Origin of the sequence: Streptomyces sp. NPDC096339, from assembly GCF_044762985.1 — a bacterium.
Classification (GTDB): Bacteria; Actinomycetota; Actinomycetes; order Streptomycetales; family Streptomycetaceae; genus Streptomyces.
This window is the reverse complement of record NZ_JBIWFI010000017.1, coordinates 1-24579: the sequence shown is the minus strand read 5'-3', so window position 1 is coordinate 24579 and position 24579 is coordinate 1. Positions and strand designations below refer to the sequence as shown.

Genomic DNA, 24579 nt, shown 5'->3' with positions numbered 1-24579 from the left:
GGGTCCCCCGAGCGCCCGGCCCCGGCATGCACCGGGGCCCCGGCATGGACCGCTACCCGGCGGTAGGGCAGCATGGGCCGCCACCGTCACCGCCACGCACGCGCAACCCCGGAGGACCCATGGCCGCCACCCCCAAGCCGGAGACCCTCGCCGCCTTCGAGGCGGCCAAGGGGTTCATGCCCGCGGGCGAGGGCCTCGCCCTGTACGAGGCCGCGGCGGAGGCCGCCGCGCTCGGGCTGCCGCTACTGGAGGTCGGGACGTACTGCGGGCGCTCCACGATCCTGCTGGCCGACGCGGCCCGCGAGGCTGGGGTGGCGGCGTTCACCGTCGACCACCACCGGGGCAGCGAGGAGCAGCAGCCCGGCTGGGAGTACCACGACCCGACGGTCGTGGACCCGGAGATCGGGCTGATGGACACCCTGCCGACCTTCCGCCGCACCCTGCACAAGGCGGGGCTGGAGGAGCACGTCATCGCGATCGTGGGGCGCTCCCCGCAGGTCGCGGCGGCGTGGGGCGGCCCGCTCGGGTTCGTCTTCATCGACGGCGGCCACACCGACGAGCACGCCACCGGCGACTACGAGGGGTGGGCCCCGCACGTGGCCGCGGGCGGGACGCTCGTCATCCACGACGTCTTCCCCGACCCGGCCGACGGCGGCCAGGCCCCGTACCGGATCTACCTGCGCGCCCTCGCCTCGGGCGCCTTCGAGGAGGTCTCGGTGACGGACTCCCTGCGCGTCCTGCGTCGTGTCGGCGAGGGCATCTGACACCCTGGACCGTTCAGTTCGACTGAATGGTTTGATCGAAAACCTTCGATGGACCTGATCGTCCGCTGCCTGTGAGAGTCGGAACACCGCACCGTTCCACAGGCAACGACGGAAAGGTCCACCGATGCAGAAGCAGGACGCGCACAGCACGCGGAATCCGTACGCCGCCCCCTATGTCTCCGGCGATCCCTACGCCGACTACCGCACCGGCGATTTCCCCTTCACCCGGCTCACCGACCTCGCCGACCGCCGGCTCGGCGGGGGCGTGGTCGCCGCCAACGACGAGTTCTTCGCCGAACGGGAGAACCTGCTCGTGCGCACCCCGGCGGTCTTCGACGTCCACGACTACGGCCACAAGGGCAAGGTGATGGACGGCTGGGAAACCCGGCGCCGGCGGGGTGCGGACGCCGCACACCCCTTCCCCGCCGGGGACGACCACGACTGGGCCCTGATCCGCCTCGGCGCACCGGGGATCATCCGCGGGATCGTCGTGGACACCGCCCACTTCCGCGGCAACTTCCCGCAGCAGGTCAGCGTGGAGGCCGCCGCCTTCCCCGGCACGCCCTCCGCGGCCGAGCTGCTGCGCGACGCGGGCGCCTGGCAGGAGATCCTGCCGCGCACTCCCGTGCTGGGCCACGCCGCCAACGGTTTCGCGATCGACTCCGGGCGCCGCTGGACCCACCTGCGGATCAACCAGCATCCGGACGGCGGCATCGCGAGGCTCCGCGTCCACGGCGAAGTGCTGCCCGACCCCGCCTGGCTCGCGCTGCTCGGCAGCGTGGACGTGGCCTGCGTGACGAACGGCGGCAGCGTGGAGGACGCCTCGGACGGCTTCTACTCCTCGCCGGGCAACACGATCATGCCGGGGCTGTCGCAGAAGCAGGACGACGGCTGGGAGACCCGGCGCCGCCGCGACCGCGGCAACGACTGGATCAGCTACCGGCTCGCCGCGCAGAGCAGGATACGTGCGGTCGAGGTGGACACGGCCAACCTCAAGGGCAACGCGGCCGGCTGGATCTCGCTGTCGGTCAAGGACGGCGAGGCGGGCGCGTGGACCGAGGTGCTGCCGCGCACGCCGCTCCAGCCCGACAGCCTCCACCGGCTGCCGCTCGCGGCTCCGGCCACCGCGACCCACGCCCGGCTGGACGTCCACCCCGACGGCGGGCTGGCCAGGCTCCGCCTCCACGGGAACCTGACCCCGGCGGGTGCGGCGGCGCTGGCCGAGCGGGTCGCCCACACCGAATGGGGCTGAACAGGCCCGAATGCTCCATAACCGGGCATATAAGCACACCACGCCCTCGAATGGCCCAGAACACGGACCCGGTCGGACCCCCGGTCTAGCATCGCGGCGTGCGCTACGACGACAGCCCTCAGCCCTCCGAGTCCGCCGAGCCCCCCACCTCCGCCACCCCGGCCGACCCCGCGGGGCGGCCCTGGTACGCCCGACGGTCCACCCTGGTCGTGGGGATCGCCGCACTCGCCCCGGCCTGCCTGGCCGGGTGGGTGCTGGTCCAGGTCCTCACCGGAGCCGGCACGGGAGCCGGGTCCGCGTCCGGGTCCGCGTCCGGATCCGGGTCCGCGTCCGGGTCCGGGTCCGGTCACACGGCCCGCCACGACGCGAAGGCCGCCGCCGCGCCCACCGCCCCGGACGAGGATCCGGCGGAGAGCCCCGCCAAGACCCCCGCCAAGGGCCCGCTGACCGGGAAGACGGTCGTCGTCGACCCCGGACACAACACCGGCAACTTCAAGCACACCGACGAGATCGAACAGCAGGTGGACATCGGCACGAACCTCAAGGAGTGCGACACCACCGGCACCACCACGAACTCCGGCTACATGGAGGCCGAGTTCACCTTCGACGTCTCGCTGCGCCTGCGCGCGGCACTGGAGGCCCAGGGAGCGAAGGTGGTCCTCACCCACGAGGGCGACCGCCCCTGGGGCCCCTGCATCGACGAACGCGCCCGCATCGGCAACGAGGCGAAGGCCGACGCCGTCGTCTCCGTGCACGCCGACGGGGTCTCGGCCGGCAACCGCGGCTACCACGTGATCCTCCCCGCCCGGGTCAAGGGCGGCGACGCCGACACCTCGCCGATCGTCGGGCCCTCGCGGAACCTCGGCGAACGGATCGCCTCGAACTTCGCCCGGACCACCGGGTCGGACCCCGCGAACTACCTCGGCAGCGGGACCGGTTTGGTCGTCCGCGACGATCTCGGCGGACTGAACCTGTCAACCAGGCCCAAGGTGTTCATCGAATGCGGCAACATGCGTGACGCCAAGGACGCGGCGCAGCTGACGAGTCCGGAGTGGCGCCAGAAGGCGGCCCAGGGCATCGCGGACGGCATCGTGGCGTTCCTCGGCGGGTAGCCCTCTCGGGAGTCCCGCCGGGACTTGGTCACCGCCCCGATCCTGATCGCCGCGGGGAACCTCCGTACCATGGTGCCGCCCGCCCGCTCCAGACACGCACTGTGACCGTGGCACCACGAGACGACCGAGACCGAGAAGGACACCTGAGACGTGAACATCCGCTCCCTCACTCGAGGCGACGGCGTGGTGATCGGAGCAGCGGCGCTGCTGTTCATCGCCTCGTTGCTCGATTTCCACTCCGCCACCCTCGTCTCCGCGAACGCGTGGAACACCGACTTCAGCGGCCTGGCCCTGCCCTCCGTGTTCCTGCTCGGCTTCATCGCCGCCGGTCTGCTGGTCGCCACCCGCTTCGTGCCCGAAGGCCGCAAGATCGTCGGTCTGCCGCTGTCGGCGTGGGGCACCGTCCTCGCGGTCTCGGCCGCCTGGTCGGCGCTGTGGACGCTGATCCTCAGCGGGTCCAACGGCGCCGGCGCGATCCTCGGCTTCCTCGCCGTCGCGGTCCTGGCGGGCGTCGCCCTCGCCGGTGCGAAGATCCCCGCGCTCGCGGGGCCGCTCGTGCCCGAGCCGCGGCCCGCCGCCCCCGGCCCGTACGGCGGCCAGCCCCAGCCCGGCGTCGGGTACGGCTACCCGGGCGCGCCGGAGGGCCAGGGCCAGCAGGCCCAGCCCTACGGCAACACCCCGCAGCCGGTCCCGCCGTACGGCGGCACCCCGCAGGACGCGGGCCAGGCGGCGGCCACGCCCACCCCGCCCCCGGCGGGGGACTTCTCCCCGTTCTGGTTCGCGGTCCCGGTGGCCCGCCCCCTCTTCGCCGAGGACGGCTCCCCGAACCCGATCGCGGAACTCGCGCCGGGCACCTGGTACCTGGCCGTCGAGCAGCGCGGCCCCAACACGCTGATCGCCCAGACCCAGGACGGCCGCCGCGGCGTCCTGAACGACACCTCGGGCATCCAGCGCGGCTAGTTCGCCGAGCCCGCACCGACGGCCCCCCGCCCTTCCCGGCGGGGGGCCGTTGGCTTACAGTCGCCTGACGAACCGTCAGAAACGGCAGCGCGGAGGGGACCGTACATGCGCCTCGGACTCGCACTCGGCTACTGGGGCCGCGGCCCCAACCCGGACCACCTCGACCTCGCCACCGAGGCCGAGAACCTCGGCTACCACTCGGTGTGGACCGCCGAGGCCTGGGGCTCGGACGCCTTCACCCCGCTGACCTGGATCGCCGCGCACACCTCGCGGATCCGCCTCGGCACCGCCATCGCGCAGATGGCCGCCCGCACCCCGACCGCCACGGCCATGCACGCCCTCACCCTGGACCACCTCTCCGGCGGCCGGATGATGCTGGGCCTGGGCCTGTCCGGGCCGCAGGTCGTCGAGGGCTGGTACGGGCGCCCCTTCCCCGCGAGCCCGCTCACCGCGACCCGCGAGTACGTCGACGTGATCCGGCAGGTGCTGCGCCGGGAAGGCCCCGTCACGCTGGACGGCCGCTTCCACCACCACCCGTACCGCGGCGACGACGGCACCGGCATCGGCAAGCCCCTCAAGCCCATCACCCACCCGCTGCGCGCGGACCTGCCGCTGCTGCTGGGCGCGGAGGGGCCGAAGAACATCGAGCAGACCACCCGGATCGCGGACGGCTGGCTGCCGCTGTACTGGTCGCCGACCCGCACGGACGTCTACCAGGCCTCGCTGACCGACCTCCCCGACGGTTTCATGATCGCGCCGATGGCCCGCGCCAAGGTGTGCGACGACGTCGCCGAGGGGCTGCTGCCGGTGAAGGCGATGCTCGGCTTCTACATCGGCGGAATGGGGCACGCGGCCCGCAACTTCCACGCCGACCTCATGGCGCGCATGGGGTACGAGGAAGAGGCCCGCCGCATCCAGGAGCTGTTCCTGGCCGGGCGCAAGGAGGAGGCGGTACTGGCCGTCCCGGACGCCTTCGCCGACGAGATCTCGCTGATCGGCCCCCGGGAGCGGATCGCCGAACGCCTCGAACTGTGGCGCAAGGGCCCGGTCACCGACCTGCTCCTGACCGCCCCGGACCCCCATACCCTGCGGGTGCTCGCGGAGCTCAACAGCTAGCACCGGCTCGCCAAGTCCCTTACACCCGCGCCTCATTGCCCCATGAACCCATCGGGTAGATTCCTGGGGACTGATTCCGATCCTGACGGGGCGCTGACGTGTTTGAGCTGACCGGGAGCGGCGCCGAGCCTCTGGAACCGCAGGATCCGCGCCGAATCGGCCCGATCCCCCTCGCGGGCCGGCTGGGCGCCGGCGGCATGGGGCGGGTGTACCTCGGGGTCCAGGACGGCCGGTACGTCGCCGTCAAGCAACTGCTGGCCTCCGTCGTCGGCGAGGACGAGGACTTCGTGCGCCGTTTCGGGCACGAGCTGGACAACCTCGCCCGACTGCCCGAGGGCGCCACCGCGCCACTGCTCGGCAGTGACCGCTCCGCGCGGCCCCCGTGGTTCGCCACCGCGTACGTCCCCGGGCTGACCCTGCGCGAAGCCCTCGAACTGAACGGCGGCCCCCTGCCCACCGACTCCCTGTGGCTGCTGCTGCGGGAGGCCGCGGCGGGCCTGGCGCAGGTGCACGCGCTGGACATGGTGCACAGGGACCTCAAGCCGTCCAACATCATGCTGACGGTCGACGGCCTCACCCTCATCGACTTCGGCGTCGCCCGGGCCGCGGAGCAGAGCCGACTGACCCTGACCGGCATGGTCGTGGGCACACCGGCCTACATGGCCCCCGAACAGGCGTCGGGGTCGCGGGGGGTGAGCGGGGCCACCGACGTGTTCGCGCTGGGCTCGGTCCTCGCGTACGCGGCGAGCGGCCGGCCGCCCTTCGGCGACGAGTCGGGGCACGGCGTGCTGTACCGCATCGTCCACGAGGAACCCGACCTGCAGCCGCTGCGGGCGGCGGCGCCGGACCTCGCCGACCTCGTCGCGAACTGCCTCGCCAAGGACCCGTCGGACCGCCCCACCGCCGCCGAGCTCCTCGAACTCGCGCAGCGGCAGGGCCCGTTCACGGCGCCGCTGTGGCCGGCGGCCGTCGGCGAGCGGCTGACGGAGCGGGCCGCCTTCGCCGCGGACGTGAAGGAGATCGAGGTACCGACGGCCGCGCTCACGGGTGCCGGTCCGCAAGCGCAGGAGGAACCGGGGAAGGCGCCGGAGGAAACCTCGGGGAAGGCCTCGCCGAAGGCCCCGGAGGCCGGACTCGCCAAGGAGCCCGGGAAGGCGCCCGACGAGGAACCGGGCAAGGAGTCGGAGAGGGCGCCCGGCAAGGAGCCCGAGAAGGCACCGGCCGCGGAGCCTGCGCTCGAACCGGACGTCGTGCCCCCGGGCGCGCCCGCGGCCCAGGGCTCCCCGCCCGCGCCGGCCGCTTCGGCCGCCCCAGCCGCTTCGGCCCCTTCGGCCCCTTCGGCCGTCCCGGCCCGCCCGGAACGGCGTCGCCGCGTCCGCGTCGCCCTCGCCGTGCTCCCCGTCGTCGTGGTCGCGGGCGGTACGACCCTCGCCATCCAGTACCTGCCGAACGTGTCCTCCCCGCAGGCCGGGGCGAACGGCGCCCCGCGCTCCTCCGCGTCGGCCCCCGCCGACCCCAACGGCGCCACGCCGTCCGGCACCTCGCCGGCTCCGGCCTCACCGCCCCAGTCCCCGGCCGAGGGCAAGACCGAGCAGGGCGGGGTGGGCGCCGGGGGCACCGACCCCGGCGCGGGATCCGCAAACGGCACCGGAAACGGAAACGGAAACGGCGCCGGACCGGGCGGCGGCGCGGGCCAGAGCAGCGGCTCCGCCGGCACCGGCAGCTCCGCGGGGGCCCACGTCCCGGTGCCCCCGACCAGCCCGAAGACCTCGGCCGCCCCGCAACCCGTCCCGGGCGCCTACCGCTACCGCAACGGCAGCAACGGCAAGTGCCTCAGCCAGGTGTACGGGGCTTCGAGCTTCGCCGAATGCGCCGACGCGAGCACCCAGTGGACCGTGGAGGCCCGCTCGGACGGCAGCTTCAAGATCGTCCACAGGCAGGGCGGCGGCTGCCTGTACTCCAACGGGCTGAACCAGGCCGTCTTCGTCGGCGACTGCTCCCAGGACATCGGCCGGATCTGGCACAGCGGCTCGGGCGGCAGCCTGGTGTCGGACTACGGCGGCGGCTGCCTCGACCTCGGCATGACCGGCACCAGCGGCCTGCTGACGGCGAGCTGCGACGGGGACGCCTCGCAGCGCTGGACGAAACAGAACTAGTCGGCGTCCTGGACGGGCACCGCCGCCAGGACCTCGCGCAGGTCCAACGGCATGACCGCGACGTCGATGGTGCCCCCGCCCTCGTAGGCGCAGGTCACGATCCGCGAGCCGGGGTTGATGGACATCCCCTCCCGCACGGAGGGGGCCCGCACCCCGGTGGCACGGGCACCGGGCAGCGGCACCGGTTCGCCCCGCCGAGGGACCCAGCGGGCCGCGCCCTGGTCGACGTACAGCAGGCCCATGCGCCAGCGGCCCTCACCGGCCGGCTGCCGTGCCATCCCGGGGATGCCCGCCACGTTCCCGGCGGCGACCCGCTGCCGGTGCCCCCGCCGCAGCAGCCAGCCGGTTCCGGCGGCCGCGCCCGCGATCACCACGTACTCGATCATGCGGCCCATTGAAACAGGCGGCCCGGCCGCGGGCGGGCAGGGCTACCCGCCGAGCTCGGACGTGCTCGGGACCTGGTCCGCGACCTCCGCACCCGCGCTCTTCCCGGCGTCCTTCACGTTGTCGATGACGCTCTCGAAGGCGCCGACGTCGGCTTCGCTCGCCTCGCCCTTGCGCAGCTTCGTACCGAGGTCCTTGAGCGAGTCGATGCCCGCCGACAGCGGGACCACCGCCTTCGAGAGCAGCTCGTCGCCCTTCGCGTTGTCCACGGCCGCCTTCAGCCGGTTGTACGTGAACGCGCCGGCGAGGCCCGCCTTGACGAGCGCGAACGTGCGGCCGTCCGCGCCCTCCTTGAACCTGCCCTCGCGGAACGGCTTGACGATCCACTGGTACGTCGCCCCGGCCGCCAGCCCGGCGTTGGCGACGAACCGCGTCTTGGCGAACTTCTGCGCCTCCTCCGCACCGGTCGGCGCGGCCGTCCCCGTCACGGTCGTACTCGCTGTCGCGGTCGTGCCCTTGTCCCCGCTGCCGCACGCGGTGGTCCCGACGAGCAGCGCGGTGGACAGGAGCACCGCGGCCGGGGCGCGGCGGAGTCGGACGGTACGGGATATCGACACAGGTGCCTCCGGGGGCTGAGGGATCTTCCGCAGCCTCGCCCGGGGCACCTGGATCCGCCACTCGGGGGCACCCGTTCGGGGGCCTTGGGCCCCCGGACACGGGCCGCGCCCGGCTACCCGCCCAGCTGGGAGAGGCTCGGCACCTGGTCCTTGACCTGGGCGCCCGCGCCCGCGCCCGCCGTCTTGATCCCGTCGATCACGTTCTGGAAGGAGCTGATGTCGGCGTCACCCGCCTGGCCCTTCCGCAGCTTGGTGGCCATGCCCTTGAGGGACTCGATGCCGGCCGTCAGCGGGGCCACCGCCTTCGACAGCAGGGGGTCGCCCTTGGCGTTGTCGGCTGCCGCCTTGAGCCGGTTGTACGCGAAGGCTCCGGCGAGGCCCGCCTTGATGAGGGCGAAGGTACGGCCCTTGGCGCCCTTCTTGAACTTGCCCGCGCGGTACGGCTTGATGATCCACTGGTAGGTCGCCCCGGCCGCCAGCCCGGCGTTGGCGACGAAGCGCGTCTTGGCGAACTTCTGCTTCTCGGCCGAGGTACTGGGCGAGGGCGTCGCCGCGGCCTGTTCATCGGCTTCGCCCGCGGCCGGGATGGCGGCCGCGAGGGCCGCCAGCTCGGCGGCCGAGGCCATCGAGATCGTCTCCTCGGACACCTGGTCCGCGGAGACCTGCTCTGCGGCGGCCTGACCGGCCTGGCCGCTGCTGCGGGCGCTGCCGCCGCCGCACGCGGTGGCGCCTGCGAGCAGCGCGCTGGACAGGAACACCGCCGTGAGGGCACGGCGCAGTCGGGCAGTACGGGGTACGGACACGGGTGCCTCCGGTGACTGAGCTGTCCCCCGCAGCCTCACCCGCCCCGCCCGCCCGCGCCCCTCGAAGGGACCCGTTCGGGTCTCACCCCGTAACCGGGGGGCCACTTCAGCCCCGCCGGCGGCCGCTTCAGCCCCGCCGGCGTTTGAGGCGCGGGGTCCGGGGCGGAGCCCCGGCAACGGCGCCGCACCCGCCCCCTGCCCGGAGCCCGGAGCCCGGAGCCCGCAGCCCGGAGCCCGCAGCCGCACCGATCAAGCGCAGCCGCCGCAGGCAACCGGCTCCAGCCCCGCCGGCAGCTCGTTCCCGCCGAACACCTGGGCCGTCGCCTCGTCCCCGCCCAGCGCCGCGACCGCGAGCAGCAGTGACCCGGCCGTCCAGGTGGTCTGCTCGACCGGCCAGACCGCGTCGTCCTGGAACACGTAGCCCGTCCAGTACATGCCGTTGTCGGCGCGCAGGTGGCCGATGGAGCGCAGGATCTCCAGCGCCCGGTCCGACTCCCCCGTCGCCCACAGCGCGAGCGCCAGCTCGCAGGACTCCCCGCCCGTCACCCACGGGTTCGGCAGCACGCAGCGCACGCCGAGGTCCGGGACGACGAACTCCTCCCACCGCTCCTCGATGCGCGCCTTCGCCTCGGCGCCGGTCAGGGCGCCGCCGAGGACCGGGTAGTACCAGTCCATCGAGTAGTGGTTCTTGTCGAGGAACCGCTCGGGGTGGCGGCGTATCGCGTGCCGCAGCGCGCCCACGGCGAGCTCCCAGTCCGGCTGGGGCTCCTCGCGGTGCTCGGCGACGGCCAGCGCGCAGCGCAGTGCCTGGTGGATGGAGGAGGAACCGGTCAGCAGGGCGTCGGTGACGGCCGCACCGTCCGCCTCCCGCTTCCAGCCGATCTCGCCGCCGGGCTGCTGGAGGGCGAGGACCCACTCGACGGCCGCGTAGACGGACGGCCACATCCGGTCGAGGAACGCGTCGTCGCCGGTGGCGAGGTAGTGGTGCCACACGCCGACGGCTATGTACGCCGTGAAGTTGGACTCCCGGCCGGCGTCCTGCGGCTGCGCGGTGTCCACGCCGTCCGCCCGGTCGGCGTAGGCCGCGTACCAGGAGCCGTCCTCGTTCTGGTGGCGGGCCAGCCACTCGTAGGCGCGCTCGGCGGCCTCGTGCTCGCCGGCCGCGTCCAGGGCCATCGCGGCCTCGGTGTGGTCCCACGGGTCGAGGTGGTGCCCGCGGAACCACGGGATGGCCCCGTCCGCGCGCTGCGCGGCGAGGATGCCCGCGACCGTCTCGGCGGCCTGACCTGCGGTCAGGACCCCGTCGAGGACCAGGTGTTCGGTGCGCTCGGGCGAGCTCACTTGTCCGCGCCCGCGGCGTCGACGGGGAGGTGCGGCTTGGTCGCGTACGCCACGAAGCTCTTGCCGATGACCGGGTTGAGGGCCTGCTCGGCGAGCCGCGTGACCAGCGGCTTCTTCATGATGTCCCAGACCAGCAGCTTGTGGTACGCCTTGACCGGCAGCGCCTTGTCGTTGTCGACGCCGAAGGCGCACTTGAGCCACCAGTACGGGGAGTGCAGGCCGTGCGCGTGGTGGGTGCCGTACGGCTTGAGGCCCGCGGCCTCCATCTTGCCGAGGAGCTCGTCCGCCTTGTAGATGCGGATGTGGCCGCCCTCGACCTCGTGGTAGGCGTCGGAGAGCGCCCAGCAGATCTTCTCGGGGCCGTAGCGGGGCACGGTGATGGCGATGCGGCCGCCCGGCTTGAGCACGCGCACCATCTCGGCGAGGACGCCCTTGTCGTCGGGGATGTGCTCCATGACCTCGGAGATGATGACGACGTCGAAGGAGTCGTCGGGGAAGGGCAGCGCGAGCGCGTCGCCCTCCATGGCGGTGGCGGTGGCGCCGGCCGGGGCCTCGCCGGCCTCCTTCATCGCCGCGAACCACTTGGCGACCTCGCGGATCTCCTCGCCGTTGCGGTCGAGGGCGACCACCTGGGCGCCTCGCCGGTAGCACTCGAAGGCGTGCCGGCCTGCGCCGCAGCCCAGATCGAGCACGCGGTCGCCTGCGGCGAGCGGGAACCGGGAGAAATCGACGGTCAGCACGGGGGCCTGCCTTCGCAGTCGCGGGGGTGTACGGAAGTGGTGTGGACGAGGAGGGAGGTGAAGGAAACGAAGAAGATGAAGGAGGTGAAGGAGGTCACCGCGAACGGCGGGTGCGGGCGGCGGCGGCCTGCTCGATGGCGGCGCGGTAGTGCGCGGCGGTGCCCTCGGCCGCCTTGGCCCAGGTGAATCTGGTCAGCACCCGTTCCCGCCCGGCCGCGCCCAGCCGGGCCCGCAGCTCGGAGTCGCCCAGCATCCGGCCCAGGGCGGCGGCCAGCGCCCCCGCGTCGCCCGGGGGCACCGCGAGGCAGGTCTCGCCGTCGGGACCGGCGACCTCGGGGATGGCCCCGCCGGTCGTGGCGACGAGCGGGGTGCCGGTGGCCATGGCCTCGGCGGCGGGGAGCGAGAAGCCCTCGTACAGCGACGGCACACAGGCGACCTGCGCGCTGCGCACGAGGTCCACGAGCTCGGCGTCGGTGATCCCCTTGACGAAGCGGACCGCGTCCTGGAGCCCGTACGTCTCGATCGCGCGGGCGACGGGACCCTGCTCGGCCCGCTTCCCGACGACGACGAGGTGCGCGTCGGGCTGCTCGGTGCGCAGCTTGGCGAGGGCTTCGACGAGGTGCACGAGGCCCTTGAGCGGAACGTCGGCGCTGGAGGTGGTCACGATCCGGCCGGGGACCTCGGCGACGGACGGATCCGGGGACCACAGGTCCGTGTCGGCGCCGATGTGCACGACGTGGATGCGGTCGTCACGCACGCCGAGGTGTTCGACGATCTCCTGCCGGGAGGACCCGGAGACGGTGAGCACCGAGGGGAGCCGTCGGGCGACCCGCTTCTGCATGCGCGTGAACCCGTACCAACGGCGCACGGAGAACCGCCCCATGCGGTCCTTGGCGGCAGCGAGGTCGAGTGCGCGGTCCACGGTGATGGGGTGGTGGATGGTGGTCACCATGGGCGCCCCGAGATCCCCCAACAGCCCGTACCCGAGGGTCTGGTTGTCATGGATGACGTCGAACTCGCCCGCGCGTGCCGCCAGATGGCGCCGGGCGCGCAGCGAGAAGGTCAGCGGCTCCGGGAAGCCGCCGGTCCACATGGTGGCGACCTCCAGCGCGTCGACCCAGTCCCGGTACTCGTCGCGCTTCGGCGTGCGGAAGGGGTCCGGCTGGCGGTAGAGGTCGAGGCTCGGGAGCTCGGTGAGCGTGGCACCCGTGTCGAGCACCGGGTACGGCTGCGCGCCGATGACCTCGACGGAGTGTCCGAGGCGTACGAGCTCGCGCGAGAGGTGGCGGACGTAGACGCCCTGGCCGCCGCAGAACGGGTTCCCCTTATAGGTGAGGAGTGCGATGCGTAGCGGGCGGTCGCCGTCGGTGGCGGAACCCGCGAAAGGGCTCGTCACCATGGCCTCAGCGGTCACTCTCGGCCCCCTTCTCCCTGCACTTTCGCCGGAGCGTAACCGCTCGGATAATGTAGAACAAGTTGCAGACTTGATCCGTTGAAGACCATTGAATCTACCGGCCGGAAACCACACCGTAAGAGGCGGAGCAGGTGATTCGCGCCACGGCTCCGGCGCCTGAGATGCTGGACTCGGAGCAGCCCGAACCACCCCACGCAGACGCCCCGCAACGACCAGGAACGCCACGGAACGGGACATATGACACCGGAAGCGAAGCACCTCGCCGCCACGGTCACCACGCCGGCGTCCCCGCCCCTGACGGAGCGCCAGGAGGCGCGCCGCCGCCGGATCCTGCACGCCAGCGCCCAGCTGGCCAGCCGGGGCGGGTTCGACGCGGTGCAGATGCGCGAGGTGGCGGAGTCCTCCAGCGTCGCCCTGGGCACCCTCTACCGGTACTTCCCGTCCAAGGTCCACCTGCTGGTCGCGACCATGCAGGACCAGCTCCAGCACATGCACACCACGCTCCGCAAACGCCCCCCGGCGGGCGAGGACCCGGCGGCCCGGGTCGCGGAAACCCTGATGCGCGCCTTCCGCGCCCTCCAGCGGGAACCCCAGCTGGCTGACGCCATGGTCCGCGCCCTGACCTTCGCGGACCGCAGCGTGAGCCCCGAGGTGGACACGGTGTCCCGGCTGACGACTGCGATCATCCTGGACGCCATGGGCCTGGAGGCCCCCCCGACGGCGGAACAGCTCTCGGCCGTCCGCGTCATCGAACACACCTGGCACTCGGCCCTGATCACCTGGCTCTCGGGCCGGGCCTCCATAGCCCAGGTCAAGATAGACATCGAAACGGTGTGCCGCCTGATCGACCTGACGGCGCCGGAGCAGGGCCGGTAAAAGGCGTGAAGTAGGGGTACGAGGTCCCCCGCGAGCGGGACTTCACCCCCTCGAGCCGCGCCCGCGTGCCGGCGGTTGCCCACCCGCCCCCCTGGGTGCGGGTCGGGTGTGGGGGTGGCGCCCTCCCGGGAGGGGACTGTGCCTGTTCGGGCCCGACTCCGGCGGTGTGCACGCACCCCGGGCCTGACGGCCGGCGGGGGCGGGGGCTCGGGTTTGGCGGTGCCCCGGCCGATCCGTGGTGAAGAGGGGTTGGGGGTTTCCCGTCAGTCCCATCGTCCTTCCGCGTCGGGCCGGCCTGTCAAGGGCGCTCCTCCTTCGTCGTCGCGTCGCTGCGCGATCGCCTTCGGCGACCCTTGACAGACCGTCCCGCCACGGAAAGACAAGGACTGCCGGGAACCCCCCAAACGAACGGGCCGGGCCAGAGATTCCACAACGGGCCAACAGCAATGCCCGACCAGGCTCCCGCCCAGCGGGCCCCACCTCGGGCCACCCACCTCGCCCTCCGGACCGCACAGGCGGCCACACCCCTCCAAAGGTCGACCACAAGAGCCTGAGCGGCAGGAAGGGCGCATCAAATCGCTACGCGCTCCTCACGTCTCGGCGTCCGGCCCCCGTCTGGGGCTGGTCACGCCCCAGATCGCTACGCGCTTCTCCCTGACGGCGTCCACGGTCTCTTCGGGCTGGTCATAAGCCGCCAACGATCGCTACGCGCTTCTCGACGACCGCGACTGACCCCCGTCCGGGGCTGATACTCGCGGTGACCCGAACGCAGCCGTCGGACGCCGTCATGGAAGACGATTCAAGGGTGTAGGCGGCTTATGTCCAGCCCACGGCAGCCGTCGGACGCCGTCAAAGAGGAGCGCGTAGCGATCTGGGGCGAGACCAGCCCCAGACGGTCTGAGGTTGTTCCTGTTTGGCGGACATCTGGAGATCTGGGCGTGTGCCCGGGAAGGGATGTCCATGATGGAGAGCATGGCGAACAGGAGGCCGCGGCGGCCGCGGCGGCAGTTCACGCCGGAGTTCAAGGCGGAGATCGTGGAGTTGTGCCGGCGTGGTGACAGGTCGGTGCCCGAGGTCGTCAAGGACTTCGATCTCACCGAGACAGCCGTGCGGCTGTGGGTGGCCCAAGCCCAGGGCCAGGGCCAGGAAAGCGAGCCCAAGGTCCAGGAGAGCGATCTGGAGCTGAACGAGCGGGCCGAGCTGGCCGCTCTGCGGCGGGAGAACCGCGGCCTGCGGGAAGACGTCGAGATCCTCAAGCGGGCCACGGCTTTCTTCGCGAGGGAGACCCGGTGACGGTCCATCCGTTCATCGAGGCGGAGAAGCGTGCAGGTCACAACGTGAAACGCGCGTGTGAGCTGATGAAGGTCTCCCGGTCCGCCTTCTACCAGCGGCTGAAGAACACGCCGGGGCCGCGGGCTGCCCGCGACCGGGAACTGGCCGAGCAGATCACCCAGGTGCACGCCCGCTCACGCGGAACATATGGCGCCCCACGCATCCATGCCGTCCTCAAAGGCCAGGGCCAGGCCTGCGGCCGGCGCAGGGTCGCACGCCTGATGAGGGCCGCCGGGCTGCAGGGCCTTCACCGCAGGCGCCACCGTTCCACCACCGTCGCCGACCCACGGGCAGGTGACCGCCCTGACCTTCTCCGACGTGACTTTGCTCCGGGCCGGGAGACCACCACGGCCCGCTGGTGCGGAGACATCACCTACATCCCCACCGGCCAGGGCTGGCTCTACCTCGCCACCGTCATCGACATCTCCACCCGCAAGGTCATCGGCTGGGCCACCGCCGACCACCTGGGCACCTCCCTGGCCGCCGACGCCCTCAAAGCCGCCTGCCACCAACGACGACCCCAAGACCCCGTGATCTTCCATTCCGACCGCGGAATGCAGTACACCAGCCGGGACTTCGCCCGCCTGGCCGCAGCCTGGAACATCCGCCTGTCCGTCGGCCGCACCGGCGTGTGCTGGGACAACGCCCTCGCCGAGTCCTTCTTCGCCACCCTGAAGAACGAACTGGTCAGCCGACATGCCTGGGAGACCCACGCGGCCGCCAGATCCGCGATCTTCGAGTACATCGAAGGCTGGTACAACACCCACCGACTCCACAGCAGCCTCGGCTACCAAAGCCCAGCCCAGTACGAAACAAGCGCAGCCTGACCAACACGACACACTTGTCCGCCAAAACGGCACAACCCCAGGTCGTCAGACGCCGAGACGCGAGGAGCGCGTAGCGATTTGACGCGCCCTTCCTCCCGGCGAGGGGCTTGTGGTGGGGGTTTCGGGGGGTGTGGCCGCCTGCCCGGCCCGGCCGGCGGACTTGGTGGCCCGAGGATGGGTCTGCCCCACCTCGACCGGGTCAAGCATTGCTGTCGGCCCGTTTTGGAATCTCTGGCCCGGCCCGTTCCTTTGGGGGGTTCCCGGCAGTCCTTGTCTTTCCGTGGCGGGACGGTCTGTCAAGGGTCGCCGCAGGCGATCGCGCAGCGACGCGACGACGAAGGAGGAGCGCCCTTGACAGGCCGGCCCGACGCGGAAGGACGATGGGACTGACGGGAAACCCCCAACCCTTCCTCGCTCCCGACCGGCCGGGGCACCGCCAAACCCGCCTCCCCACCCCCGACCCGCAGCCAGGTCGCGGACCGGCAGACGGCAGACGGCAGACGGCAGACGGCAGACGGCTAACCCTCGATGTCGAGTGCCGTTCCGTACAGCCGGTCCACCTTCAGTCGGATGACCACACGGCGCTCGGCGACCAACTGCTCCAGGAACGCCCGTTCGTCCTCCGGCTTCGCCGCCTGGGGGATCATCCCGAGGAGTTCCCGGCCGACCTCGTCACCGGGGACCGTCGTCACCTCGGAGACCTCGGCCTCGCCCTCCGCGACGGCGAACGACCACACGTCGCCTCCCTGCACGTGCACCGCCGCATGCGGGTCGCGGCGCAGGTGTGCGAGCTTGACGCGGTCGGCCGTGGTCGAGAACCGCACGATGCGGGCCTCGGGGTCCCAGCTGTACAACATGGTGGTCAGGTGGGGATGGCCGCTGCGCTTGACGGTGGCGAGCGTGCCGAACTGCTGCTTGCCGAGCAGGTCGGAGAGGGCTTCGTCCGACAGTACGCGGGGTGCTGGTCCTTGGGTCATGACATGGTCAACATCATTGCCCGCTCAACCATTTCGTGATTCGGCGCCCATTTTCTTGCCCCCTCCGGACCTGACATGCGGGCCCCCTCCCCCGAACCCTCGGCCGCAAGCCCCTCGGACCATGTCGGCCGCTTAGGATCGCTACTCGCTCCCCGACGACGGCGTCCATCACCCGTGTTGGGCCCTGCCCGGGGGGGGAGCTGGTGGTCGGCGAGAGAACCTTGGGGGCGGAGTGCATCCGGACAATGGACTAGGGGTGGGTCTCAGCCCGGCGGAGACGGCCGTTCTCCTGTTGGACAAGATCCGTGAGGGCAATGACTACGCCCGGAGCCGGAAGAAGCGATTCAGCCGAAGCGCCTCCCTCACCAAGGTGGCGACGCTGGTGCTGTCCGCCGCGTCCACCGTCATCCTGGGCCTGCAGAACCTCAACGCGTGGACCGGTCTGGCCTTGGCGTGCGTGGCGCTGGTGACTCTGCTGGGAGCCGTCGAGCCGTTCTTCAACTGGCGGTCCCGGTGGGTTCTGATGGAGCAGGCGCAGCACCGGTTCCGGCGCCTTGGCGACGACCTCGAGTACCTCGTGGCCTCGACCGCCGCCGACCGGCTCACGTTCGACCAGCTCGGCGAGGTCTTCGGCCGGTACCAGGCGATCTGGGACGACCTGAGCAACACCTGGTTGGAGCACCGCCGGGAACTCGCCTCGTCGAGCGGCGCCTGACGTTCGAGCGAACAAAGGGAGCGACACAGTGGACATCTTCGTGAACCGGGTGGGCGAGGAACGGCGCGTCGTGGCGTTTCGCTGCAATGCGGGTCATGGGGGGGCGGTGGCCCGCTGGATGGGTGATGAGCTTCCGGAACAGGGCAGCCGGGCCTTCGTGGAACTCACTGTCGCCGAGCCTGTTTCCGATTGGGGTCCTGTGGAGCCGGCAGTCGGCCGCGCCCTGGCCCACGGACCTGACGGCATCGCCGTCACAGGGGAGGTCCTGGCCATCGGCGGGCCCGGGGATCCGATCGTGGATCTCAGGGTCGGCACGGACGTGGTGCTGGTCGAGATCAGTTGCCACAAGGACTTGCTCAGGGTGGGCCAACGCATATCGTTCGTGACACTCGCCCTTGAGGCCTACCCGTACTCACTGTGATCCGCCTCGTATCAGGGCAGCCGGGCCAGCAAGTGGGCGTCCAGGAAGCCCCGTTCCGTGGCCGGGTCGTGGATCAGGCGGGCGAACGGGGTGAGGCCGGCGCCGGTCAGGAGTTCGGCGAAGTGGTCCACCGGCCAGCTGTAGGCGGGGGTGACCTTGTGGTCGAAGCGGATCGGCTCCGGTCCGTCGGTCGCGAAGAACGAAACCAGGAGCAGGCCCCCCGGCGCCAGGACGCGCACCTGCTCGGCGATGAGCGCGGGCAGTTCCGCCGGCGGGGTGTGGATCATCGAGTAGTGGGACATTACGCCGCCGAGCGAGCGGTCCTCGACCGGCAGGGCCTCCATCCGCGCCTCCTCGAACCGCAGCGTGGGGCGGGCCCGCCGGGCGTGGGCGACCATGCCCGGGGAGAGGTCGAGTCCGAAGGCGTCCAGCCCCAGGTCGTTCAGCATGGCCGTCAGATGCCCGGGACCGCACCCGACGTCGGCCGCCCGCGGGTTGCCCGTCTCGCGCACCAGCTCCGCGAAGGTGCCGATCACGGCCCGCGAGAACGGGTGGGTTTCCAGCCGGTTGTCGAACAGGGACGCGTACAGCTCGACGACACCGTCGTAGGCCGCCCTGGTCTCGTTCTGGTGTTCCACCACGAGGAGGAAACTAACATCCCTGCTGCGAGGGGGCCTTGGACGCCCGCCTCGGCGTCCCCTTCCACTGCGCGAGCCCGGACACCCCGGATGACGAAGCGCCGCGCCGGAAGCCGAACCAGCCGAACCAGCCGCCGAACCAGCGGCGGGCGCTACTTCCACTCGTAGGTCTTGGCTTCCACGTTGCCGTTCTCGTCGGTCTCGAATTCGAAGACCGCCGCGAGGGCGTTCAGCTGCGCGAAGCGGTCCGAGGTGGTCTCGTAGAAGATCGCGCCGCGCCAGCTCACGCCACCCGATCCGGTGAGCTGGCCGACTCCGGAGCCGTGCCAGGTGAGGGTCTCGCCGTCCGCGGTCATCGTGACGCCTTCGCCCTCGCCGAAGAGGGTGCCGTCCCCGCGGGTCGCCGAGTGGTACGTGCCCATGTCCTTGACGGGTGTGCCCAGGAGCGTGCCGGACGCCTGGTACGAGGCCTCCAGTACGGCGTGGCCGCCCTCCGCGGAGAGCACCCTGATGCCCGTGGTCTGTCCCGTTTCCTCGCCGATGAGTTCGCCCAGCATGGCAGGGGCTCCTCTCGTCCCCGAGATGTGGGTCGATGGCTCCTCTTCCGGAGTACGCCCGGTGGGCGGGGACGGCAAGTCGGGGGCGGGGGCGGGGCCCGCCCCCCGACCGCGCGCTAGTCCTCCGGCGGGAAGACCGGCTCTCCCGTTTCGGCCAGGGTGATCATGATGGCTTCCACCGGGCAGCCCTCCGCCGCCGTCAGGGTGGGCTCGTTGGCGTCCGTCTGCGGGGTGCGGGGGTGGGACTGGCGGGCCGAGTCGAGGGCGAAGGCGTCCGGGGCGTGGTTCACGCACATGCCCGAGCCGATGCAGACCCCGCGGTCCACCTCCACCTGCCAGCGGTCACCCATCAGGCACCCGCCCCGTAACCCGCGGGGAGGTGGATCATCTTGTGCTCCAGGTACTCGGACAGGCCCTCCGGGCCGAACTCGCGGCCGACGCCGCTGTTCTTGTAGCCGCCGAAGGGGCCCAGCATGTCCAGGCTGAAGGTGTTGACGTTGAAGGTGCCCGTGCGGACCCGGCGGGCGAAGTCGATGCCGTGCTCGACGTCGCCGGTCCAGACGCTGCCGCTCAGGCCGAAGTCGGAGTCGTTCGCGATGCGGGCGGCCTCCTCCTCGTCCCCGTACGGGATCAGGCAGACGACCGGGCCGAAGATCTCCTCGCGGGCGATCCGCATGGAGTTGTCGACGTCGCCGAAGAGGGTGGGCTCGACGTACCAGCCGCGGTCCTGGCCGGCGGGGCGGCCGCCGCCCGAGAGGACCTTGGCGCCCTCCTCCTGGCCGATGCGGATGTAGTCGAGGGAGCGCTGCTGCTGGCGCTGGGCGACGAGCGGGCCGAGCTGGGTCGCCGGGTCGAGCGGGTCGCCCACGACCAGGGCGCCTGCGGCGGCCGCGAAGGCGTCGGCGATCTCGTCGTAGCGGCTGCGCGGGGCGAGGATGCGGGTCTGGGCCACGCAGGCCTGGCCGTTGTTCATCCAGGCGGCCGGGACGACGCCGGCGACGGTGGTGTCCAGGTCGGCGTCCGGCAGGATCACGGCGGCGGACTTGCCGCCGAGTTCGAGGGTGACGCGGGTGAGGTTGCGGGCCGCGACCTCCATCACGCGCTTGCCGGCGGCGACGGAGCCGGTGAAGGCGATCTTGTCGACGCCGGGGTGGCCGACCAGGTACTCGCTGACCTCGCGGTCGGCGGGCAGGATCGACAGCACTCCCTCGGGCAGGCCCGCCTCGCGGGCGATGTCGGCCAGGATGAAGGAGTCGAGCGGGGCTTCCGGGGACGGCTTGAGGATGACCGCGGAGCCGGTCAGGAGGGCGGGGGCGAGCTTCGCCGCCGCCACGAACTGCGGGACGTTCCACGGGATGACGGCCGCGACGACCCCGACGGGCTCGCGGCGCACGAGGATCGGGCCGAGCACGCCCGCGCGGTGCTCCTCGTACGGGTAGTCGCGCGCGACGGTGATCGCGGCGTCGTAGACCATCATCGGGCCGAGCGCCTGCGCGAGGACGCTCCAGGAGTAGGGCGAGCCGTTCTGGGAGCTGATCGAGCGGGCGATCTCCTCGTGGCGGACGGCTATGGCGTCCTTGATCCGGGAGACGACGGCGATGCGCTCGTCCAGGGACATCCGCGGCCAGGGGCCCTCGTCGAAGGCCTTGCGGGCGGCGGCGACGGCGCGGTCCACGTCCGCCTTCGAGGCGTGCGGGACGGAGCCGATGACCTGCTCGGTGTGGGGGGAGACGATCCGGATCGTGTCGGTGCCCAGCGGATCCGTCCACTCCCCGCCGATGAACAGTTGTCCGTGTTCCACGAGCTCGGTCATGGCTGAGGCCTCCTGCGGCTTGCCCTGCGGCTTGGCGTTGCAGAACTGATACCAGTTCTAGTTCCAGGAGTCCACGGCCAGGACGGAAGAGTGGAGAAGATCCAACGACTAGTCAGAAGCCCGAGAAAGTGGTCGACTTGGGCAACTGGTGGAACACGTTCTTATAGAGGCAGGGGACGGCGAATGGACACGGCCAAGGACGCGCCGCAGGACGCGCCGCACGTCACCGATCACGGCGGCGGCGTGTGGGGGATCAAGGTCCCCATCCCCGACAACCCGCTCGGCCACACCCTCGTCCACGTCCTCGACACCGACCGCGGCCCGGTCCTCGTCGACACCGGCTGGGACGACCCCGAGTCCTGGGACACCCTCGTCGCCGGGCTCGGCGCGCTCGGCATCGCCGTCGCCGACGTCCACGGAGTCGTGATCACCCACCACCACCCCGACCACCACGGCCTGTCCGGGCGGGTACGGGAGGCCTCGGGCGCGTGGATCGCCATGCACGCCGCCGACACCGAGGTCGTCGTACGGACCCGGGCCTCCGAGCCGGGCGTCTGGTTCGACTACATGAGCGAGAAGCTCGCCGCCGCCGGAGCCCCCGAGGAGCACATCGCCCCGCTCCGCGCCGCCCGCAGCGGCGGCCGGATGCGGACCCTGCCCGGGCTGCGGGCCGCCGTCCCCGACCGGGAGATCGTCCCCGGCGAGCTGCTGCCGCTGGCCGGACGCCGACTGCGCGCGATCTGGACCCCGGGCCATACCCCCGGCCACGTCTGCCTCCACCTGGAGGAGACCCACCCGGCGAACCTCCCCGGCAACGGCCGCCTCTTCTCGGGAGACCACCTGCTGCCCGGCATCTCCCCGCACATCGGCCTGTACGAGGACCCGCAGAGCGACCGGGTCACCGACCCCCTCGGCGACTACCTCGACTCCCTCGAACGCATCGGCCGACTCGATCCGGCCGAGGTGCTCCCCGCCCACCAGCACGCCTTCACCGACGCGCCCGCCCGCGTACGGGAGCTGCTGGACCACCACGAGGAGCGGCTGACCGGCCTGTGGGAGCTGCTCGCCGAGCCGCTGACCCCGTGGGGGCTGGCGGAGCGGATGGAGTGGAACCGGCCCTGGGAGCAGATCCCGTACGGCTCCCGCAACATCGCCGTCTCGGAAGCGGAAGCGCACCTGCGGCGGCTGGTGAAGCAGGGCCGCGCGGAGGCGGTCCCGGGCAGCGACCCGGTCGCGTACCGGGCCCTGTAGGCGCCCGCCGGGGAGTTGGCCGGTAAGGGGCGCCCCCGACGGGCACCCCCGAACACGCTTGCTACGGGCCGGTACAGTGAGAGGGTCGTCCACACTTCCGTACGGGGGGAAGCCGGTGCGAATCCGGCGCTGACCCGCAACCGTGACCCGCCCCGGCCCACCGCCGGGCAGGGAGCCGGAATGCCCCGTTGCGGAGGTGCGCGGCTCGTGCCGCCGGGTCCTCCGGCGGCCGGCACCGTCGAGGTAAACGGAGCCGGAGCCGGTCCCCGTGCGTGCCCGCGCGTGTGCCTGCCTCCGGCTCCCCAGCAGGAGAGGCACCCCCCGCCCCCATGAACGTCCGCCGCAGCGCCGCCGCGCTCGCCGCCTCCGCCGTGCTCTGCGTGGGCGCCGCCCCCGCAGCCCTCGCCGACACCGCGCCGCCCTCCCCCTCCGCGCCGCCCGTGATCCCGTCGGGGCTGTACGGCAAGAACGACCCGACGTACGACGGCGTGTGGCGCCAGTCCTTCGCGCTGCTCGCCCAGCACACCGTCGGCGTCAAGCCCGCCAAGGCGGCCGTGGACTGGCTGGTGGGCCAGCAGTGCGCGAACGGCGGATTCGCCGCGTTCCGCGCGGACGCCTCCGCGGCGTGCGAGGCGACGACGATGTTCGACACGAACGCCACCGCGGCGGCCGTCCAGGCGCTGAAGGCTCTCGGCGGCCAGGACGCGGCGGTCAAGAAGGGCACGGACTGGCTGAAGTCCGTACAGAACGAGGACGGCGGCTGGTCCTACATACCCGGCTCCCCGAGCGACGCCAACTCCACCGCCGTGGTGATCAGCGCCCTCGCGGTGGCGGGCGACAAGCCCGCCGAGGTGAAGTCGAAGGCCGGCAAGTCCGCCTACCAGGGCCTGGCCGCCTTCCAGCTCGGCTGCGCCGCCGAGCCCGCCGCCGACCGGGGCGCTTTCGCCTACCAGCCCATGGACGGCAAGCTGACCGCCAACGCCGACGCCACCGCCGCCGCGGCCCTGGCCGGTCTCGGCCAGGGCTCGGCCGTGGCCCTGTCCGCCTCGGACACCCCCGCGACCCCGCTGACCTGCCCGGCGGCCTCCGCCGACGCGGCGGCCGACCCGGCGGCCCTCGCCCAGGGCGCGGTCGGCCACCTCGCCGAGGCCCTCAAGAAGGACGGCCACCTCACGGCGGTCACCCCGGGCGCGGACCAGCCGACCCCGGACACCGGCAACACCGCCGACGCGGTGATCGCCCTGGCCGCGGCCGGGCACAAGCAGTCGGCGGCGGGCGCGCTGGAGTGGCTCAAGGGCAACTCCGCGCAGTGGGCGCAGGGCAGCCCGGCGGGCCTGGGCACGCTGATCCTGGCCGCGCACGCCACGGGCGCGGACCCCAAGTCCTTCGGCGGCACCGACCTCGTCGCGGCACTGAACGCCACCGGCCCGGCCCCGCAGGGCGCGGACTCCTCGGCGACCTCGGTCGACGGCAAGAAGGAGAAGCCCTCGGGCGGCCAGAACATCTGGTGGATCATCCTGGCGGGCGCCGCGGCCGGCATGGGCATCGGCATCCTGCTGAGCGGCCGCCGCAAGAAGAACCAGCTCTGATGCGTCGCCGCCCGTCGCCCGTGCTCGCCGTGCTGCTCGGGTTCGCCCTGGCCGTACTGGCCGCCTCGCCGGCGCTGGCGTCGAGCTACCGGTACTGGTCGTTCTGGGACTCCGCGGCCGGCGGGCCCTGGTCGTACGCCACGGTGGGCCCCTCGATGGCCCGCCCGGCGGACGGTTCCGTGCAGGGCTTCCGCTTCGCGGTCAGCAAGGACGCCTCCGACGAGGCGGCCCGGCCGCGGGCCGCGGCCGACTTCTCGGCGATCTGTGGGGCGACCCCGGCGGCCGACGGGAAGAAGCGGGTGGCGCTGGTCGTCGACTTCGGCGTCCCCGCGGACGCCCCCTCGGGCGAGGCCCCGCCGCAGGAGGCCCCCCGCACGGCCTGCGCGCAGGTCGCCCCGGACGCCACGACGGCCGAGGCACTGGCGTCGGTCGCGAAGCCGCTGCGCTACAACGGCGCGGCGATGCTGTGCGCGATCTCCGGCTACCCGGCGCAGGGCTGCGGGGAGCCGATCGCCTCGACGGCGTCCGGAAGTCCGGAGTCCGCGGCCGCGCCGGGCTCGGACTCCGGCGGCAGCCCGTCCTCGGCCGCGGCCGCCCCGCGGGCCGAGGAGGGCGGCGGCCCGTCCGCAGGCCTGATCACCGGCCTCGCCGCGGTGGCCGCCCTGGCAGCGGCCGGCATCTGGCAGTCCCGCCGCCGCGCCCGATGACGGGCGACCGGCCGGGACCGGCCCCGCGCACCCCCGGGGCGGCCGGGCATCCACTGCCCGAGCCCGTCCGCGCCGCCGTTTCCCAGGGCTCCGCCCCGGACCCCGCGCCTCAAACGCCGGCGGGGCTGGGGATTTCAGCCTCGCCGGCCCTTGTGTCGCGGGGGGCTGGGGGCGGGGCCCCCCGGAGGCGCCCCCCACCCCGGGCCCCAACCCGCCC

25 protein-coding genes and 1 riboswitch are annotated in these 24579 nt (G+C 72.6%); of the genes, 14 read left to right on the top strand and 11 right to left on the bottom strand.

Annotated features, from left to right (window positions below; translation table 11 throughout):
- Window positions 1-119: 119 nt before the first annotated feature.
- The 6 genes from ACIQ5Y_RS21820 (at window position 120) to ACIQ5Y_RS21795 (ending at window position 7360) form a co-directional block, all read left to right on the top strand.
- Complete coding sequence (locus tag ACIQ5Y_RS21820; protein ID WP_403882746.1) at window positions 120-764, top strand: class I SAM-dependent methyltransferase; 645 nt, start codon at window positions 120-122, stop codon at window positions 762-764.
- A gap of 124 nt (window positions 765-888) precedes the next feature.
- The gene (gene alc / locus ACIQ5Y_RS21815; protein WP_403882743.1) at window positions 889-2016 is read left to right on the top strand and encodes an allantoicase; all 1128 of its coding nucleotides are present in this window, start codon (window positions 889-891) and stop codon (window positions 2014-2016) included.
- Window positions 2017-2114: 98 nt separating this feature from the next.
- The gene (locus ACIQ5Y_RS21810) at window positions 2115-3128 is read left to right on the top strand and encodes an N-acetylmuramoyl-L-alanine amidase (protein WP_403882740.1); all 1014 of its coding nucleotides are present in this window, start codon (window positions 2115-2117) and stop codon (window positions 3126-3128) included.
- A gap of 150 nt (window positions 3129-3278) precedes the next feature.
- Complete coding sequence (locus ACIQ5Y_RS21805) at window positions 3279-4088, top strand: hypothetical protein (protein WP_403882737.1); 810 nt, start codon at window positions 3279-3281, stop codon at window positions 4086-4088.
- A 105-nt stretch (window positions 4089-4193) separates the two neighbouring features.
- Window positions 4194-5204 carry an LLM class F420-dependent oxidoreductase gene (locus tag ACIQ5Y_RS21800; RefSeq protein ID WP_403882734.1) on the top strand — a complete coding sequence of 337 codons (1011 nt, stop codon included), beginning with the start codon at window positions 4194-4196 and terminating at the stop codon, window positions 5202-5204.
- 98 nt (window positions 5205-5302) lie between these two features.
- On the top strand, window positions 5303-7360 hold the full coding sequence (locus tag ACIQ5Y_RS21795) for a protein kinase (RefSeq protein WP_403882731.1): 2058 nt from the start codon (window positions 5303-5305) through the stop codon (window positions 7358-7360).
- Here ACIQ5Y_RS21795 and ACIQ5Y_RS21790 read toward each other — a convergent pair.
- The 6 genes from ACIQ5Y_RS21790 to ACIQ5Y_RS21765 form a co-directional block, all read right to left on the bottom strand.
- Window positions 7357-7746, bottom strand: coding sequence for a hypothetical protein (locus ACIQ5Y_RS21790; RefSeq protein WP_403882728.1), 390 nt, complete (start codon window positions 7744-7746; stop codon window positions 7357-7359). The genes ACIQ5Y_RS21795 and ACIQ5Y_RS21790 overlap by 4 nt on opposite strands.
- A 42-nt stretch (window positions 7747-7788) precedes the next feature.
- Window positions 7789-8355, bottom strand: coding sequence for a hypothetical protein (locus ACIQ5Y_RS21785; RefSeq protein ID WP_403883079.1), 567 nt, complete (start codon window positions 8353-8355; stop codon window positions 7789-7791).
- 119 nt (window positions 8356-8474) lie between these two features.
- Window positions 8475-9164: a hypothetical protein gene (locus ACIQ5Y_RS21780; RefSeq protein ID WP_403882725.1), complete on the bottom strand. Its 690-nt coding sequence runs from the start codon at window positions 9162-9164 to the stop codon at window positions 8475-8477.
- A 249-nt stretch (window positions 9165-9413) separates the two neighbouring features.
- Entirely contained in the window at window positions 9414-10505 is a 1092-nt protein-coding gene (locus ACIQ5Y_RS21775) for a prenyltransferase/squalene oxidase repeat-containing protein (protein WP_403882722.1), read from the bottom strand.
- A complete protein-coding gene (locus ACIQ5Y_RS21770; RefSeq protein WP_403882719.1) occupies window positions 10502-11245 on the bottom strand; it encodes a class I SAM-dependent methyltransferase in 744 nt (247 codons plus the stop codon). Before ACIQ5Y_RS21770 ends, ACIQ5Y_RS21775 begins: the two co-directional genes overlap by 4 nt.
- A 94-nt stretch (window positions 11246-11339) precedes the next feature.
- Window positions 11340-12659 (bottom strand): glycosyltransferase family 4 protein, encoded by a 1320-nt coding sequence (locus tag ACIQ5Y_RS21765; protein ID WP_403882716.1) that lies wholly within the window; start codon window positions 12657-12659, stop codon window positions 11340-11342.
- A 237-nt stretch (window positions 12660-12896) separates the two neighbouring features.
- Between ACIQ5Y_RS21765 and ACIQ5Y_RS21760 the strand changes: the two genes are divergently transcribed.
- The 3 genes from ACIQ5Y_RS21760 to ACIQ5Y_RS21750 all read left to right on the top strand — a co-directional run bounded on the left by ACIQ5Y_RS21760 (window position 12897) and on the right by ACIQ5Y_RS21750 (window position 15694).
- Window positions 12897-13535 carry a TetR family transcriptional regulator gene (locus tag ACIQ5Y_RS21760; RefSeq protein WP_403882713.1) on the top strand — a complete coding sequence of 213 codons (639 nt, stop codon included), beginning with the start codon at window positions 12897-12899 and terminating at the stop codon, window positions 13533-13535.
- Window positions 13536-14507: 972 nt separating this feature from the next.
- The gene (locus ACIQ5Y_RS21755) at window positions 14508-14828 is read left to right on the top strand and encodes a transposase (RefSeq protein ID WP_403882710.1); all 321 of its coding nucleotides are present in this window, start codon (window positions 14508-14510) and stop codon (window positions 14826-14828) included.
- Window positions 14825-15694, top strand: a complete 870-nt coding sequence (locus ACIQ5Y_RS21750) for an IS3 family transposase (protein WP_403882707.1) — start codon at window positions 14825-14827, stop codon at window positions 15692-15694. The genes ACIQ5Y_RS21755 and ACIQ5Y_RS21750 overlap by 4 nt, the downstream gene beginning before the upstream one ends.
- A 518-nt stretch (window positions 15695-16212) precedes the next feature.
- On the opposite strand, the gene ACIQ5Y_RS21745 is transcribed toward ACIQ5Y_RS21750, so the two are convergent.
- Window positions 16213-16671: a PPOX class F420-dependent oxidoreductase gene (locus tag ACIQ5Y_RS21745; RefSeq protein WP_403882704.1), complete on the bottom strand. Its 459-nt coding sequence runs from the start codon at window positions 16669-16671 to the stop codon at window positions 16213-16215.
- 256 nt (window positions 16672-16927) lie between these two features.
- On the opposite strand from ACIQ5Y_RS21745, the gene ACIQ5Y_RS21740 reads away from it, so the two are divergent.
- Together ACIQ5Y_RS21740 and ACIQ5Y_RS21735 are read left to right on the top strand one after the other, a co-directional pair.
- Window positions 16928-17386 (top strand): DUF4231 domain-containing protein, encoded by a 459-nt coding sequence (locus tag ACIQ5Y_RS21740; protein WP_403882702.1) that lies wholly within the window; start codon window positions 16928-16930, stop codon window positions 17384-17386.
- 28 nt (window positions 17387-17414) lie between these two features.
- The gene (locus ACIQ5Y_RS21735) at window positions 17415-17807 is read left to right on the top strand and encodes a hypothetical protein (RefSeq protein ID WP_403882699.1); all 393 of its coding nucleotides are present in this window, start codon (window positions 17415-17417) and stop codon (window positions 17805-17807) included.
- Between the two features lie 11 nt (window positions 17808-17818).
- Here the strand turns inward: ACIQ5Y_RS21735 and ACIQ5Y_RS21730 are convergent, their stop codons facing one another.
- The 4 genes from ACIQ5Y_RS21730 to ACIQ5Y_RS21715 form a co-directional block, all read right to left on the bottom strand.
- Window positions 17819-18448, bottom strand: coding sequence for a class I SAM-dependent methyltransferase (locus ACIQ5Y_RS21730; RefSeq protein WP_403882696.1), 630 nt, complete (start codon window positions 18446-18448; stop codon window positions 17819-17821).
- 149 nt (window positions 18449-18597) lie between these two features.
- Complete coding sequence (locus tag ACIQ5Y_RS21725; protein ID WP_403882693.1) at window positions 18598-19002, bottom strand: hypothetical protein; 405 nt, start codon at window positions 19000-19002, stop codon at window positions 18598-18600.
- Window positions 19003-19118: 116 nt separating this feature from the next.
- Window positions 19119-19352, bottom strand: a complete 234-nt coding sequence (locus ACIQ5Y_RS21720) for a ferredoxin (protein ID WP_403882690.1) — start codon at window positions 19350-19352, stop codon at window positions 19119-19121.
- Window positions 19352-20815 (bottom strand): aldehyde dehydrogenase, encoded by a 1464-nt coding sequence (locus tag ACIQ5Y_RS21715; RefSeq protein ID WP_403882687.1) that lies wholly within the window; start codon window positions 20813-20815, stop codon window positions 19352-19354. Before ACIQ5Y_RS21715 ends, ACIQ5Y_RS21720 begins: the two co-directional genes overlap by 1 nt.
- Window positions 20816-20998: 183 nt before the next feature.
- Here ACIQ5Y_RS21715 and ACIQ5Y_RS21710 point away from each other — a divergent pair, with 183 nt between their 5' ends.
- The 3 genes from ACIQ5Y_RS21710 to ACIQ5Y_RS21700 all read left to right on the top strand — a co-directional run bounded on the left by ACIQ5Y_RS21710 (window position 20999) and on the right by ACIQ5Y_RS21700 (window position 24362).
- Entirely contained in the window at window positions 20999-22066 is a 1068-nt protein-coding gene (locus ACIQ5Y_RS21710; RefSeq protein WP_403882684.1) for an MBL fold metallo-hydrolase, read from the top strand.
- Between the two features lie 105 nt (window positions 22067-22171).
- A riboswitch (cobalamin riboswitch) is annotated at window positions 22172-22252 on the top strand.
- A 143-nt stretch (window positions 22253-22395) separates the two neighbouring features.
- Window positions 22396-23655, top strand: coding sequence for a prenyltransferase/squalene oxidase repeat-containing protein (locus ACIQ5Y_RS21705; protein ID WP_403882681.1), 1260 nt, complete (start codon window positions 22396-22398; stop codon window positions 23653-23655).
- Window positions 23655-24362 carry an SCO2322 family protein gene (locus ACIQ5Y_RS21700; RefSeq protein WP_403882678.1) on the top strand — a complete coding sequence of 236 codons (708 nt, stop codon included), beginning with the start codon at window positions 23655-23657 and terminating at the stop codon, window positions 24360-24362. Before ACIQ5Y_RS21705 ends, ACIQ5Y_RS21700 begins: the two co-directional genes overlap by 1 nt.
- Window positions 24363-24579 lie beyond the last annotated feature (217 nt).